The 13,790-nt window shown below is 72.3% G+C and carries 14 protein-coding genes; 11 read left to right on the top strand and 3 right to left on the bottom strand.

The genetic code is table 11. From position 1 onward, the window contains the following. The first annotated feature begins 54 nt into the window (after nucleotides 1-54). The 7 genes from B7C62_15500 (at nucleotide 55) to B7C62_15470 (ending at nucleotide 7,812) form a co-directional block, all read left to right on the top strand. Entirely contained in the window at nucleotides 55-903 is an 849-nt protein-coding gene (locus B7C62_15500) for a tryptophan 2,3-dioxygenase (GenBank protein ARF73512.1), read from the top strand. Next, the gene (locus B7C62_15495) at nucleotides 896-2,131 is read left to right on the top strand and encodes a kynureninase (GenBank protein ARF73511.1); all 1,236 of its coding nucleotides are present in this window, start codon (nucleotides 896-898) and stop codon (nucleotides 2,129-2,131) included. Before B7C62_15500 ends, B7C62_15495 begins: the two co-directional genes overlap by 8 nt. Nucleotides 2,132-2,254: 123 nt before the next feature. Continuing rightward, entirely contained in the window at nucleotides 2,255-3,151 is an 897-nt protein-coding gene (locus tag B7C62_15490) for an alpha/beta hydrolase (GenBank protein ID ARF73510.1), read from the top strand. A gap of 89 nt (nucleotides 3,152-3,240) precedes the next feature. Beyond that, a complete protein-coding gene (locus B7C62_15485; protein ARF73509.1) occupies nucleotides 3,241-4,062 on the top strand; it encodes a hydroxylase in 822 nt (273 codons plus the stop codon). A 323-nt stretch (nucleotides 4,063-4,385) separates the two neighbouring features. Then, a complete protein-coding gene (locus tag B7C62_15480; GenBank protein ARF73508.1) occupies nucleotides 4,386-5,738 on the top strand; it encodes a two-component sensor histidine kinase in 1,353 nt (450 codons plus the stop codon). Further along, on the top strand, nucleotides 5,735-6,442 hold the full coding sequence (locus B7C62_15475; protein ID ARF73507.1) for a DNA-binding response regulator: 708 nt from the start codon (nucleotides 5,735-5,737) through the stop codon (nucleotides 6,440-6,442). The genes B7C62_15480 and B7C62_15475 overlap by 4 nt, the downstream gene beginning before the upstream one ends. Nucleotides 6,443-6,606: 164 nt before the next feature. Beyond that, nucleotides 6,607-7,812, top strand: a complete 1,206-nt coding sequence (locus B7C62_15470; protein ID ARF73506.1) for a cytochrome — start codon at nucleotides 6,607-6,609, stop codon at nucleotides 7,810-7,812. 30 nt (nucleotides 7,813-7,842) lie between these two features. Here B7C62_15470 and B7C62_15465 read toward each other — a convergent pair whose 3' ends face one another. The 3 genes from B7C62_15465 to B7C62_15455 form a co-directional block, all read right to left on the bottom strand. After that, nucleotides 7,843-8,178 (bottom strand): hypothetical protein, encoded by a 336-nt coding sequence (locus B7C62_15465; GenBank protein ARF73505.1) that lies wholly within the window; start codon nucleotides 8,176-8,178, stop codon nucleotides 7,843-7,845. A 213-nt stretch (nucleotides 8,179-8,391) separates the two neighbouring features. Next, a complete protein-coding gene (locus B7C62_15460; protein ID ARF73504.1) occupies nucleotides 8,392-8,664 on the bottom strand; it encodes a hypothetical protein in 273 nt (90 codons plus the stop codon). A 50-nt stretch (nucleotides 8,665-8,714) separates the two neighbouring features. Continuing rightward, complete coding sequence (locus B7C62_15455; GenBank protein ID ARF73503.1) at nucleotides 8,715-9,596, bottom strand: diacylglycerol kinase; 882 nt, start codon at nucleotides 9,594-9,596, stop codon at nucleotides 8,715-8,717. Nucleotides 9,597-9,782: 186 nt separating this feature from the next. On the opposite strand from B7C62_15455, the gene B7C62_15450 reads away from it, so the two are divergent. The 4 genes from B7C62_15450 to B7C62_15435 all read left to right on the top strand — a co-directional run bounded on the left by B7C62_15450 (nucleotide 9,783) and on the right by B7C62_15435 (nucleotide 13,735). Next, nucleotides 9,783-11,066 carry an adenylosuccinate synthase gene (locus B7C62_15450; protein ID ARF73502.1) on the top strand — a complete coding sequence of 428 codons (1,284 nt, stop codon included), beginning with the start codon at nucleotides 9,783-9,785 and terminating at the stop codon, nucleotides 11,064-11,066. Nucleotides 11,067-11,292: 226 nt separating this feature from the next. Next, the gene (locus tag B7C62_15445) at nucleotides 11,293-11,949 is read left to right on the top strand and encodes a 2-hydroxychromene-2-carboxylate isomerase (GenBank protein ARF73501.1); all 657 of its coding nucleotides are present in this window, start codon (nucleotides 11,293-11,295) and stop codon (nucleotides 11,947-11,949) included. 73 nt (nucleotides 11,950-12,022) lie between these two features. Further along, complete coding sequence (locus B7C62_15440) at nucleotides 12,023-13,141, top strand: NADH:flavin oxidoreductase (GenBank protein ARF77185.1); 1,119 nt, start codon at nucleotides 12,023-12,025, stop codon at nucleotides 13,139-13,141. Between the two features lie 126 nt (nucleotides 13,142-13,267). Then, nucleotides 13,268-13,735 carry a tRNA-specific adenosine deaminase gene (locus B7C62_15435; protein ARF73500.1) on the top strand — a complete coding sequence of 156 codons (468 nt, stop codon included), beginning with the start codon at nucleotides 13,268-13,270 and terminating at the stop codon, nucleotides 13,733-13,735. The last annotated feature ends 55 nt before the right edge of the window (nucleotides 13,736-13,790 follow it).

The raw sequence follows: 13,790 nt of genomic DNA, 5'->3' as shown, positions 1-13,790 counted from the left end.
CACCTCATGGAAGGGGCGGACCGCTACCCGGAAGCTCGTGTCGAGGAGACAGCGATGTCGACCAACCACCCCGACCCCGAAGCCACCGGTGCGGACACCCCGTACCTGGACTTCGCGGGCACCACTCCGTACGAGGACTATGTCCAGGCGGATGTCCTCACCCACCTCCAGCACCTCCGCTCGGACGATCCCGGCGAGATGGTCTTCCTGGTCACCACCCAGGTCATGGAGCTGTGGTTCACCGTCATCGTCCATGAGTGGGAGACGGCCACCCGCGCCCTGCGCGAGGACCGCATACCCGTCGCGCGCGACGCGCTGAAGCGGTCGCTGCGCGAGCTGGAGGCGCTCAACGAGTCCTGGCGGCCGCTCGCCGGACTCACCCCCGCCCAGTTCAACTCCTACCGGGGCTCGCTCGGCGAGGGCTCCGGGTTCCAGTCCGCGATGTACCGGCGGATGGAGTTCCTGCTCGGCGACAAATCCGCCTCCATGCTGGTGCCGCACCGGGGCGCGCCCCGCGTGTACGCCGAGCTGGAGAAGGCGCTCGGGGAGCCCAGCCTGTACGACGAGACGCTTGCGCTGCTGGCCCGGCGCGGGTACGCCATCCCGGAGGAGGTCATCAACCGGGACCTCACCCAGCGGTACGTTCCCTCGCCCGAGGTCGAGGCGGTGTGGGCGCAGATCTACGCCTCCGACGACCAGAACGACGAGCTGGTCCGCCTCGGCGAGCTGCTCACCGATGTCGGCGAACTCGTCTGGCGATGGCGCAACGACCACCTGGTCGCCACCCGGCGCGCGATGGGCTCCAAGACCGGTACCGGCGGTTCCGCCGGGGTCGCCTGGCTGGAGAAGCGCGCCACGAAGAACGTGTTCCCCGAGCTGTGGACGGCGCGCAGCCATGTCTGAGACCTCTCGTGACACCTCCCGTGAGACGTTCCGTGAGCGGGCACTCGCCCTCGACGCCGCCGACCCGCTGGCCGACCGCCGCGCCCTCTTCGCCCTCGACGACGGCGTCTACCTCGACGGCAACTCGCTCGGCGCGCTCCCCGCCCATGTCCCCGCCCGGGTGCAGGACGTCCTCACCCGCCAGTGGGGCGAGCTGCGCATCCGGTCCTGGGACGAGAGCGGCTGGTGGACCGCGCCCGAGCGGATCGGCGACCGGATCGCCCCGCTCGTCGGGGCCGCCGCCGGACAGATCGTCGTCGGTGACTCGACCAGCGTGAACGTCTTCAAGGCCGTCGTCGCGGCCACCCGCCTCGCCGCGCTCGCGGGCGGGGGACGCGACGAGATCCTGGTTGACGCCACGACGTTTCCCACGGACGGGTACATCGCCGCCTCCGCCGCCCGGCTGACCGGCCACCGGATCGTGCCCGTCGACCCCGCCGACGTACCGTCCGCGCTCGGGGAGCGTACGGCGGCCGTCCTCCTCAACCAGGTCGACTACCGCACGGGGCGGCTGCACGACCTGCCCGCCCTGACCGCCGCCGTCCACGCGGCGGGCGGGATCGCCGTCTGGGACCTCTGCCACAGCGCGGGCGCCCTGCCGGTCGGTCTTGACGAGCACGGGGTGGACCTGGCGGTCGGCTGCACCTACAAGTACCTGAACGGCGGCCCCGGTTCGCCCGCGTATCTGTATGTCGCCGAGCGTCACCAGGCCGCCTTCGACTCCCCGCTGCCGGGGTGGAACTCGCACGCCGACCCGTTCGGCATGACCCCCGACTACGCCCCGGCGGACGGTTCCGTACGGGGCCGGGTCGGCACGCCCGACATCGTCTCCATGCTCACGCTGGAAGCGGCGCTGGACGTGTGGGACGGGGTGTCGGTGGACGCCGTACGGGCCAAGTCCCTCGCCCTGACGGACTTCTTCCTGGAGTGCGTCGAGGCGTACGTACCGGCCGGGCGGGTCACCTCCGCCACCCCGGCCGCGCACGCCGAACGCGGCAGCCAGGTCGCCCTGCGCTGCGCGGACGCCGGGCCCGTGATGCGTCGGCTCATCGAGCGGGGCGTCGTGGGCGACCTGCGCCGGCCGGACGTGCTGCGGTTCGGTTTCACCCCGTTGTACGTGGGGTTCGCCGACGCGGAACGGGCGGCGCGGGTCCTGGCCGAGGTGCTGGCGGAGACCCCGGCGGACTGACGGACCGTCAACGTATGTGCGACCGGGCGGGGACGGTGCCGAGGGCTGGTACCGTCCCCGCAGGTCAACCCAGTTGGGCACCTGACACAGGCACAGCACACAGGCATAGGACGGTTGAGCAGCATGTCGGATTCTGCCGCGCGTGACCGGGACGCGGCCGAGAGCGCGTCGGCGTTCGCGCACCCCGTGGTCGCCCCCGACCGGACCGCCGCCTACGGGCACCACCCCGACCAGGTCATCGACTTCTACGCCCCGCGCGACGGCCGCACCGCCGCCCCGCTCGTCGTCCTGCTGCACGGCGGCGCCTGGCGGGCCCCCTACGACCGGGCGCACGTCTCCCCGCTCGCGGACTTCCTGGCCCGGCGGGGGTTCGCCGTGGCGAGCGTGGAGTACCGGCGCGGCGGGGAGGCGCCCGGCGGCGAGGGGAGCGGCGGTGACCCCGTGGCGGGGCGCTGGCCCGAGACCTTCGACGACGTGGCCGCCGCGCTCGACGCCGTACCGGCCCTCGCCGCCCGGGAGCTGCCGGAGGCCGACGTACGCCGGATCGTGGTCACCGGGCACTCGGCGGGCGGGCACCTCGCGCTCTGGGCGGCGGCGCGGCACGTCCTGCCCGAGGGGTCGCCGTGGCACCTGCCCGCCCCGCCGCCGCTGCGGGGCGTGGTCGCGCTGGCCCCGATCGCGGACTTCGCCACGGCCGTGGAGCTGGGCGTGTGCGGTGGTGCGGTCACCCAACTGCTCGGCGGGGGAGGGGAGTCGGGCGTCGGCCTCGACCCCGACCGTACGGCTCAGGCCGACCCGGCCGCACTCCTGCCCACCGGGATCGCCACCGCGATCGTCCACGGCGAGGACGACATCGTCGTCCCGCTGGCCGTCTCGGAGGCGTACGCCGACGCGGCGGCGAAGTCCGGCGAGGTCGTCGGGGTGACGCTGCTCGGCGATGTCGGGCACTTCCCGCTGATCGACCCGGCCGCGGACGCCTGCGCGATCGTGGCGGAGGAGATCACCCAGCTGGCGTGGTGAGCTCCTGATCTGCTGTTTTATTGCGGACAGGAGTTGACCGCAAGGGTCCCTAAGTTGGTTGTTGTCGAACCGAACGAAGGAGATCCGCCATGACGATCCTGGTGACCGGAGCCACGGGAACGGTCGGCCGTCGAGTGGTCGAACAACTGCTGGAGCGCGGCGAGCACGTCCGGGCCCTCACGCGTGACCCGGCGCGCGCGGAGTTCCCCGCGGGCGTCGAGACCGTACGCGGCGACCTCGCCGACCCGGCCTCGCTGGAGAGCGCGCTCGACGGCGTGACCGGGCTGCACCTGATCACCTTCGACGGCGGCCTCTTCGCCCCGCTCACGACGGGTGAGGAGATCATGCGGCTGGCCCGCGAGGCGGGGGTGCGCCGGGTGACCGTGCTCAACGGGGGCGGAGACACCCCGATGGAGACCGCGGTACGGGGGAGCGGGCTCGCCTGGACCGTCGTCATGCCGGTCGAGTTCATGGCGAACGCCCTGGAGTGGGCGCCCGGCATCAAGGCCGAGGACACCGTCCGTGAGCCCTTCGTCGACCGGCTGAGCGCGATGGTCCACGAGTCCGACATCGGCGCGGTCGCGGCGACGGCGCTCACCGAGGACGGCCACGGCGGGCAGGTCTACCTGGTCACCGGACCGCAGGCGCTGACCGTCGGCGACAAGGTGGCGGCTCTCGTGGCGGCGCGGGGCCGGAAGATCGAGCTGGTCGAGCTCACCGAGGAGGAGGCGGTCACCGGGTGGCGGGCCGACGGGATGCCCGAGGACGTGATCGGGTTCCTGATCGACGTCTACCGGGACACCCCGCCGGAGGGGCGGACCGTGATCGACACCGTCGAGAAGGTCACCGGACGCCCGGCCCGGACGTTCGCGCAGTGGGCCGAGGAGCACGCGGAGTTCTTCCGCGCGTGAGAGGGGGGCCGGGGGCGCGGCGGGCCGTCAGTGAGGGGGGTTTCCGGTTGGGCGGCAGGTCGTCCACGAGGGGGGTTTCCGGGTGCGCGGCGGGCCGTCCGTGAGGGGCGCTCGGCCCTGCGGCGGGCCGTCTGCGTGGGGCCGTCCGGCGGTGCGGCGGGCCGTCTGCGCGGGGCCCGTCCGGTGGTGCGGCGGCCCCGCCCCTGAGCGGGGCGTTCGGCCGTGCGGCGGGGGGACGGCGTCCGCGTAGTACTTGAGGCGGACGCCGGGGAATCCGCATCGGTGCTGACGACCGGCCCTCCGCCGCCGCCTACCGTTGAAGCGTGACCGAGACCCAGACGAAGACCAGCACCCCGGAGTTCCGGGCGGCCGCCAATGCGATGGACGGCCTGCGGGAGGACCTCTTCCGCCATGCGTTCGCCTACCGTCCGCTGCCGCCCCTCTCGCCGGAGGGGCGCTTCATACGCCGGCTGCCCGAGGGGCTGCGGCAGTTCGCCGTCTGGACCCCGCACGCCCTGGTGCTGTTCGCCGCCCTGATGGTGATGGTGGCGGGGTTCGCCAGCTGGGAGTTCCGGGTCTTCATGGGGCTGGTGCCCGCGATCGCGGTCGTGATGACCCTGGTCAGGCCGGTCGCCGCGTTCTGGGGCTCGATGCTCGCGACCTTCTTCTGCGCGGTCTTCGGCAGCGGTGGGCTCTGGCAGCCCGGCGCCTTCGTCGCGCAGATGGTGGTCCTGGTGGTCGTGGCCGCCCGGACCCGGCCCCGTACGGCAGCCTGGATGTGGCTGCTGACCCTGCTGTTCGGAGTGTCCCTGGAGGGCGGCAACCCCTCGAACACCGCGAGTCTGGCTGTCCTGACGGCCCTGGCCCTGCTCGTCGTCGCCGTGGTCCAGATCCGGCGCGACGCCGAGCGCGAGGTCCGCGACGCGGAGCGCGAGGTCACCGTCCAGCGCACCGTCACCGCCGTCGAGCGCGACCGGCGCACGCTGCTGGAGGAGCGCACCACCATCGCCCGGGAGCTGCACGACGTGGTCGCCCACCACATGTCGGTCGTCGCGATCCAGGCCGAGGCCGCCCCCTACCGGGTGGAGAACCCGCCGCCCGAGCTGGAGCAGGCGTTCGTCACCATCCGGGAGAACGCGGTGGCCGCCCTCACCGAGCTGCGCCGCGTCCTCGGAGTCGTACGGGCGGAGGACTACGAGGCCCCGGACGCCCCGCAGCCCACCCTCGCCGTGCTCGACGGGCTCCTGGACAACGTCCGCGAAACGGGCCTGGAGACGGAGAAGGTGATCACCGGAGCCGTCCGCGAGCTGCCCCAGGGCGTCGAGCTGTCGGCGTACCGGATCATTCAGGAGGCCCTCAGCAACACCCTGCGGCACGCACCGGGCGCCACGGCCCGGGTCGAGCTCTCGTACGTCCTCGGCGGGATCGGGCTGCGGATCGTCAACGGGCCCCCGACGGGCCTGGTCAAGCCGTCGCCCGGGGCCGGGCACGGGGTCACGGGGATGCGGGAGCGGGTGGCGATGCTGAACGGGGTGATGACGGCCGAGTCCACGGAGGACGGCGGGTACGAGGTGGCGGTTTTCCTGCCCGTACCGCAGGCGGAGCGGGAGCCGGACGAGCCCGCCGCCGCGCCGGGTGCCGAACCCCTTCCGTACAAGAAGGCGGACCAGGCATGAGCGACCTCCGCGCAGGCGGCCCCCAGGCCGACGGCACCCGCGCCGACGACATCCGCGTCCTGATCGTGGACGACCAGATGATGGTCCGCGAGGGCTTCTCCGTCCTGCTCAACGCCATGCCGGGCATCACCGTCGTGGGGGAGGCGGTCGACGGCCGGGACGCCATCGACAAGGTCGCCGCCCTCTTCCCGGACGTCGTCCTGATGGACATCCGGATGCCGGGGATGAACGGCATCGACGCCACCCGCGAGATCGTCGCGCAGGTGGTGGACGCCAAGGTGCTGGTGCTGACGACGTTCGACCTGGACGAGTACGTGTACCAGGCGCTGCGGGCCGGGGCCTCGGGCTTCCTCCTCAAGGACGCCTCGGCCCGGCAGCTCGCGGACGGCGTACGGGTGGTGGCCTCGGGCGAGGCGCTGCTCGCGCCGACCGTGACCCGGCGGCTGATCACCGAGTTCTCCAAGCTCGCGGAGGCCCCGCGCCCGCCCGCGCTCGCCAAGGTCGGGGACCTCACGGAGCGCGAGACGGAGGTGCTCGTCCTGATCGCGCAGGGGCTCTCCAACGCGGAGATCGCCTCGCACCTGATCGTCGCCGAGTCCACGATCAAGACGCACGTCAGCCGCATCCTGGTGAAGCTCGGCCTGCGCGACCGGACGCAGGCGGCGGTGTTCGCGTACGAGGCACGGCTGGTGACGCCGGGGTGATCCCGGGGCTGGGGCTGGGTTCGGGTCCGGGTCCGGGGCTGGGGCTGGGGCAAGCCCCGGGGGTCCGGGGGCAAGCCCCGGGGTCCGGGACCAGCGCCGGGCCCCGGGCTCCTGCGGCGGCCCGGACCCCTTGCGGTCGTGGCGGGCGCCGGTAGCGTCGGGTCATGCACGTGTCCTTCGACCCCTGGTCGCCCGCGTTCGTCGCCGATCCCTACCCCGCCTACGCCGCCCTGCGCGCCGCGGGCCGGGCGCACTGGTTCGAGCCGACCGGGCAGTGGCTGATCCCGCACCACTCCGACGTATCCGCCCTCCTGCGCGACCGCCGCCTGGGCCGTACGTATCTGCACCGCTTCACCCACGAGGAGTTCGGCCGCACCCCGCCGCCCGCCGCGCACGAGCCGTTCACCACGCTCAACGGGCAGGGGCTGCTGGATCTGGAGGCCCCCGACCACCCCCGTATCCGGCGGCTCGTCTCCAAGGCGTTCACCCCGCGTACGGTCGAGAACCTCGCCCCGACCGTACGGCGGCTGGCCGCCGGACTCGTCGACGCGCTCGTGGCCCAGGGCGGCGGGGACCTGCTCGCCGAGGTCGCCGAGCCCCTGCCGGTCGCCGTGATCGCGGAGATGCTCGGCGTACCGGAGGAGGACCGGGCACCGCTGCGGCCCTGGTCGGCGGCGATCTGCGGGATGTTCGAGCTGAACCCGTCGGAGGAGACGGCGAAGGCGGCGGTGCGGGCGTCGGAGGAGTTCTCCGCGTATCTGCGCGGGCTCATCGCGGAGCGGCGCAAGGCCCCCGGCGACGACCTGATCTCGGCGCTCATCGCCGCCCACGACGAGGGCGAGCGGCTGACCGAGCAGGAGATGGTCTCCACCTGCGTGCTGCTGCTGAACGCGGGCCACGAGGCCACGGTGAACACCACGGTCAACGGCTGGCGCACCCTCTTCCACCACCCGGAGCAGCTCGCCGCCCTCCGTGCCGCGCCCGCCTCGCTGCCCACGGCCGTGGAGGAACTCCTGCGCTACGACACCCCGTTGCAGCTGTTCGAGCGGTGGGTGCTGGACGACATCGAGATCGGCGGGCAGGTGATCGGGCGCGGCGCGGAGGTGGCGCTGCTGTTCGGCTCGGCCAACCGGGACCCGGAGCGGTTCACGGACCCGGACACGCTGGACCTGACCCGGGCGGACAACCCGCACGTCAGCTTCGGCGCGGGTATCCACTACTGCCTGGGCGCTCCGCTCGCCCGGCTCGAACTGGCGGCCTCCTTCGGGGAGTTGCTGCGGAAGGCGCCCACGATGCGGCTGGTGGCGGAGCCGGAGTGGCAGCCGGGGTATGTGATCCGGGGGCTGAAGGAGCTGGTGGTGGAGGTGTAGGCGGGGGGCTCTTCTACGACGACGGGTTCGTCAGCAGGGCGGGCCGCAGTCCTCCAGGGACTGGGGGCCGCTCAGCGCATCGCATCCGTACCCGAGGGCGGCGATCCCCGCGAGGGCCGCGAGCAGTCCGAGCGCGGGGCGCCACCGGCCCCGTACGAGGGCGAAGAGGGCCAGGGCGGCGGTCGCCCCGCCGAGGACCATGACGGGCACGCCCAGCAGGAAGACGCCCGGGGCGGTCTCGCCCTCGAAGCCGCCGGAGAGACCGCGTCGGCCGTACGGGAGCCAGAGCGCGATGCCCGCGAGGGCGCCGAGCACGGCGGCCGCGCAGCCCGCGGTGTCGGTGAGGGCTTCGCGTCGGGTGTCCATGTGGCGGGGGACGCGGTGGGGTGCGGGGGCGGTTCCGCTTCAGGCCGACGGGTCCGACTCCCTGTCCCGGGTCGCGGGTACGGCTTCCTGTTTCAGATCAGCGGGTCCGACCCCCTGTTTCAGATCAGCGGGTCCGACCCCCTGTTCAGGTCAGCGGGTACGGCTTCCTGTTTCAGGTCGCGGGTACGGGCCCTGCCCACGGCCCCCTGCGTCTCAGGTCAGCGGGTACGACCTCCTGCCCGACGCCTCGTCGATCTCGTCGTGCGCCTTGGTCAGCAGCTTCATCGCCATCTCGTTGAGCGCCCGGGCCCCGGCGATCTCCTCGCCCACCCGCTGCTGGTCCTCGTCCGAGGGGTGGCGGCTGGCGTAGCCGTGGGCGCGTACCTCGGTTCCGTCGGAGAGACGGACGAGAGCCGCGGCGCGGGTGCGGTGCGAGTCCTCCTCGAATTCGAGGTCGATGTGCCATCCGACAGCAACCCTGGTCATGACGGTCACCTCCGCAGCCGTCTTCGTATGTCTGCTGTGTCCCTGCCTCTTCAGCGTGCGCCCGCCGCCCCGTCCGCGCTCGCCGGGACCGGCAGCATCAGCCCCCAGGCGCCCGCCCGCACCGTCCACGTCCGGGTCCGCACGGGGCCGCCGGTGCGTATGTCGGCCCGGTAGCGGAAGTCCGCGCCCGAGACGGTGACGGCCTTGGCCTCCGCCGTGACGTCCTCGCCGTCCGAGGTGCGGACGACCACGTCGGCGAGGCCCCCGTCGCCCTGGGAGAGCACCGAGACGCCCCGCACGGGCGCGTCCAGGTCGCTCAGCAGCACCCCGTCCGCCTCGACCCGCAGCCGGTACGTCCCCGGGGGCGCGGTGGCGGCGCCCGGGGCCGCCGGGCGGACCAGGGAGGTCACCAGGGAGCGGCAGGTGTCCCAGACGGCCGTGACGCCCGTGTGCGGGGGCCCCGTACCGGGCGGGGGCGTGGGGGCGGGGATGCGCAGCCGCCCGAGCACCACTCCGTCGCTGTCGTCCACCAGCAGGTCCAGCCGGCGCACCGCCCCGTCCAGCGCCGTCCGGGCCGCCGCCACCGCGCCCCGGGGCACACCGAGGGCGTGGGCCACCTCCAGGGCGTGCGCGGCGCCCACGGGGATCAGGGAGAGGACGCCCCGGGCGAGCTCCCGCTCCCGGTGGAGCTGGGCCACGGCCCGCAGCAGCGCGTGGTCGTCGCCGACCACCACCGGGCGGCGCGCACCCCGCCGGGACAGGGCCCGGGCGAACTCCTCCGGGGTGTCCGGAAGGCAGATCTTGGCGCGCGAGCCGGCGCTCAGCACGTCCTTCGCGATCCGGACGGACTCGCCGTCGGTCCGGCGGGCGGCCGGGTCGATGACCACCAGGAGCTGGTCGCCGCCGTCGCCGGGGGGCTCTGCAGCCGACACCTCGGTCCTTCCTCGGGTAGCATCTTGGTGCAAGAGCCCCTTGCGCTATTGCGCCAGGGGCTTCGTCTATTCCGGGGCACCCGGTTCGACGGCTCAGGCTTTGCCGTACATCGTCGTGCGGCAGGTACGACCTTTACGTACGCCCCCTGGCCTTGGACATGCCCCGCCCGGAAGGGGTGTACGCCTGTGCCCGCACTTGTGCTGCTCGGTGCTCAGTGGGGTGACGAGGGCAAGGGGAAGGCCACCGATCTCCTCGGTGGTTCCGTGGACTATGTCGTGCGATACCAAGGCGGGAACAACGCCGGTCACACGGTCGTCGTGGGCGACCAGAAGTACGCACTGCATCTCCTCCCCTCCGGAATCCTGTCGCCGGGCTGTACCCCGGTCATCGGGAACGGTGTCGTGGTCGACCCGGCGGTCCTGCTCTCCGAGCTGAGCGGTCTGAACGAGCGAGGCGTCGACACGTCCAAGCTTCTGATCAGCGGCAACGCTCATTTGATCACTCCGTACAACGTCACGCTCGACAAGGTGAGCGAGCGCTTCCTCGGCAAGCGCAAGATCGGCACGACGGGCCGCGGTATCGGTCCGACGTACGCCGACAAGATCAACCGGGTGGGCATCCGCGTCCAGGACCTCTACGACGAGTCGATCCTGGTGCAGAAGGTCGAGGCCGCCCTGGAGCAGAAGAACCAGCTCCTGGCCAAGGTCTTCAACCGCCGGGCCATCGAGGCCGGCAAGGTCGTCGAGGACATGCTCCAGTACGCGGAGCAGATCAAGCCGTTCGTCGCCGACACGACCCTGATCCTGAACGATGCGATCGACGAGGGCAAGGTCGTGCTCTTCGAGGGCGGCCAGGGCACGCTGCTCGACGTCGACCACGGCACGTACCCCTTCGTCACCTCGTCGAACCCGACGGCGGGCGGCGCCTGCACCGGTGCCGGTGTCGGCCCGACGAAGATCACCCGTGTCATCGGCATCCTCAAGGCTTATACGACGCGGGTGGGCGCCGGTCCGTTCCCGACGGAGCTGTTCGACGAGGACGGCGAGGCGCTGCGGCGCATCGGCGGCGAGCGTGGTGTCACCACCGGCCGTGACCGCCGCTGCGGCTGGTTCGACGCCCCGATCGCGCGGTACGCGACCCGGGTCAACGGCCTGACCGACTTCTTCCTCACCAAGCTGGACGTGCTCACCGGCTGGGAGCAGATCCCGGTCTGTGTGGCGTACGAGATCGACGGCAAGCGCGTCGAGGAACTCCCGTACAACCAGACCGACTTCCACCACGCGAAGCCGATCTACGAGAACCTGCCGGGCTGGTCCGAGGACATCACCAAGGCCAAGACCTTCTCCGATCTGCCGAAGAACGCGCAGGCGTACGTGAAGGCCCTGGAGGAGATGTCGGGCGCCCCGATCTCCGCGATCGGCGTCGGTCCCGGCCGGACCGAGACGATCGAGATCAACTCCTTCCTGTAGGCAGGTCCGCAGGAGCAGCGCACAGGCACCACCGTCACGGCGGCGGCCCGAACTCTCGCGGGAGTTCGGGCCGCCGCCGTTTTCGCTGCCCGGCGCGGCCGGGGCGGGGGCGGGAGGCTTGACATCAAAGTGCATGATCGTGCAACCTTCTGGAAATCCCTCCCGTCTCCCGTCGTCCCGTCGCGAGATGTTGTTGCTTGCTCGATCAAATATATGGAGCCTGCGCATGGCTGATCCCGTGAAGATCAAGATCTGGTCCGACTACGTCTGCCCCTTCTGCATGCTGGCCGAGGGCCCGCTCGAAGAGGCGATCAAGGACGTCGGCGCCGATGTGGAAGTCGAGTGGATGCCCTTCGAGCTGCGGGCCCACCCGCAGCCCACCCTGCGGCCGGAGGACGAGTACCTGCCCGCCATCTGGGAGCGGGCCGTCTACCCCATGGCCCGACGCCTGGGGGTCGACATCACGCTCCCCACCGTGTCCCCCCAGCCCTACACCGCCCTCGCCTTCGAGGGTTACCAGTACGCCGCCGAGCACGGCCTCGGCACCGAGTACACCCGGCGGATGTTCCGCGCCTTCTTCCAGGAGGACCAGGATCTGGGGCAGGCCGACGTCCTCGCCGCGCTGGCCGGTGGGATCGGCCTGGACGAGGCCGGGTTCCGGGCCGCGCTGGCGGACGGCACCTACCGCGCCCGGCACCAGGAGGCCCTGCGGGAAGCGGCGGCCCATCAGGTGCAGGTGGTTCCCACCATGCTCATCGGCGATGTCCGGATCGAAGGCGTCCCGCGTCCCGCCCAGGTGCGCAAGGCGATCCTGGACGCCCGGGCGCAGCAGGAGGAGAACGCCGGTTACGGCGCCGCCTGCGGCATCGACGGGAAGTGCTGACGTGACCGGCATCCATCCCGCCCCGACGACCGGCATCCATCCCGCTCCGACGACCGGCATCCATCCCGCTCCGATGAGTGGCGCCGGGTCCGTCCCGGTGGGTGACGCCCATCCCGCCCTCGCCGCCTGCCGGTTCGCGGGGCTCGATCTGCGCAACAGGTTCGCCCTCGCCCCCATGACCCGGGTCTCCGCGACCGAGGACGGCCGGGCGACCGACGAGATGGCCGGGTACTACGCGGCCTTCGCCGAGGGCGGTTTCGGGCTCCTCATCACCGAGGGGACCTACACCGACCGGGCCTTCAGCCAGGGGTACCTGCACCAGCCCGGCATCACCGACGAGGCGCAGGCCGACGCCTGGCGGCCCGTCGTGGAGAGGGCGCACGCCGCCGGGGCGCGCGTCGTCCTCCAGCTGATGCACGCCGGGGCCCTCGCACAGGGCAACCGGTTCCGCGACCGGGCCGCGGGCCCGTCGGCGGTGCGGCCGATGGGCGAGCAGCTGGCCAAGTACCGGGGCGGCGGCCCCTGGCCCGTACCGCTGGAGATGACCCGCGAGCAGATCGCCGAGGCCGTAGAGGGCTTCGCGGCCGCCGCCGTACGGGCCCGTGCCGTCGGCTTCGACGGGGTGGAGGTCCACGGGGCCAACGGCTATCTGCTCGACCAGTTCCTCACCCCGTACACCAATCTGCGCACCGATGCGTACGGCGGGGACGCCGAGGGCCGCTCACGGCTCGTACGGGAGGTGACGGCCGAGGTCAGGAGCGCGGTCGGGCCCGGCTTCCCGGTCGGTGTCCGGCTCTCCCAGGGGAAGATCAACAACTTCTCGTGGCGGTGGCAGGGGGGTGACGCCGAGGCGGGTGCCCTCTTCACGGCGGTCGCCTCGGCCGGGGCCAACTATCTGCACCTCGCGGGCAGCGGACGGGACTGGCTGCCGCACGGGCCGACGCTTCCCGCGCTCGCCCGGAAGGTCACCGGGCTCCCCGTCATCGCCAATGGCGGGCTGCACGAGGACGCGGTGGCGCGGTACGTCCTGGACGGGCCGCACGCCGATGTCCTGGCGATCGGGACGGGCGCGCTGGCCAACCCCGATCTGCCGCGCAGGGTGGCCGAGGGCGCGGCCCTGGCGCCGTTCGACCCTCAGGTGCTCGAGCCGCTGGCGACCCTGGCCAACGCCCGGGCGTACAGCAACGCTTGACACTGGTTATATGCACATGCAAGATTAGTGTCCTCGGATCGGATCGCCGACGGCGATTCATGAGAAGTAAAAGCTTGCATGTGCAGGCAATGGATCGATCAGGGTAACTCGGGAGACGAACTGCTCATGGGTACAGACGAAAGCGAACTGACGGAGTACGCCCACGAAGCGATCCGGCTCAGCCGCGAGCATGTCGCACAGGGGGGCATCCCCTTCTCCGGCGTGATCGTGGGCGGTGGGCGCGTCCTGGGCACCGGCTTCAACCGGGTCCGGGAGGACAACGACCCGACCGCCCACGCCGAGGTCGTCGCCCTCCGGGAGGCCGCCGCCCGGCACGGGCTCCGGGCCGTGGCGGGAGCCACTCTGTTCGCCTCCGGTGAGCCCTGCGCGCTGTGCTACCTGGCGGCGCGGTACGCGGGCATCGGCCATGTCGTGCACGCCGCCGACCGGAAGACCGCCGCCCGGTACGGCTTCGACTACACGAGCACGTACACCCTCTTCGCCCAGGACCCGGCGGACTGGCCCGTCAAGGTCACGGCCCTGCACCTGCCCGAGGCGGAGCAGCCGTTCCAGGATTTCCTCACCAGGAGCTGAGCCGAGTTCCGCGGAGCCGAGTTCCGTGGAGCTGAGTTCCGCGACAGCCGGGCTC

Source organism: Kitasatospora albolonga, from assembly GCA_002082585.1.
Classification (GTDB): Bacteria; Actinomycetota; Actinomycetes; order Streptomycetales; family Streptomycetaceae; genus Streptomyces; species Streptomyces stephensoniae.
This window is presented reverse-complemented; position numbering and strand designations above follow the sequence as displayed.

Coding starts and splice junctions, on each gene's coding strand:
- B7C62_15500 (ARF73512.1), top strand. CDS start 55: ATGTCGACCAACCACCCCGACCCCGAAGCCACCGGTGCGGACACCCCG.
- B7C62_15495 (ARF73511.1), top strand. CDS start 896: ATGTCTGAGACCTCTCGTGACACCTCCCGTGAGACGTTCCGTGAGCGG.
- B7C62_15490 (ARF73510.1), top strand. CDS start 2,255: ATGTCGGATTCTGCCGCGCGTGACCGGGACGCGGCCGAGAGCGCGTCG.
- B7C62_15485 (ARF73509.1), top strand. CDS start 3,241: ATGACGATCCTGGTGACCGGAGCCACGGGAACGGTCGGCCGTCGAGTG.
- B7C62_15475 (ARF73507.1), top strand. CDS start 5,735: ATGAGCGACCTCCGCGCAGGCGGCCCCCAGGCCGACGGCACCCGCGCC.
- B7C62_15470 (ARF73506.1), top strand. CDS start 6,607: ATGCACGTGTCCTTCGACCCCTGGTCGCCCGCGTTCGTCGCCGATCCC.
- B7C62_15465 (ARF73505.1), bottom strand. CDS start 8,178: ATGGACACCCGACGCGAAGCCCTCACCGACACCGCGGGCTGCGCGGCC.
- B7C62_15460 (ARF73504.1), bottom strand. CDS start 8,664: ATGACCAGGGTTGCTGTCGGATGGCACATCGACCTCGAATTCGAGGAG.
- B7C62_15445 (ARF73501.1), top strand. CDS start 11,293: ATGGCTGATCCCGTGAAGATCAAGATCTGGTCCGACTACGTCTGCCCC.
- B7C62_15440 (ARF77185.1), top strand. CDS start 12,023: ATGAGTGGCGCCGGGTCCGTCCCGGTGGGTGACGCCCATCCCGCCCTC.
- B7C62_15435 (ARF73500.1), top strand. CDS start 13,268: ATGGGTACAGACGAAAGCGAACTGACGGAGTACGCCCACGAAGCGATC.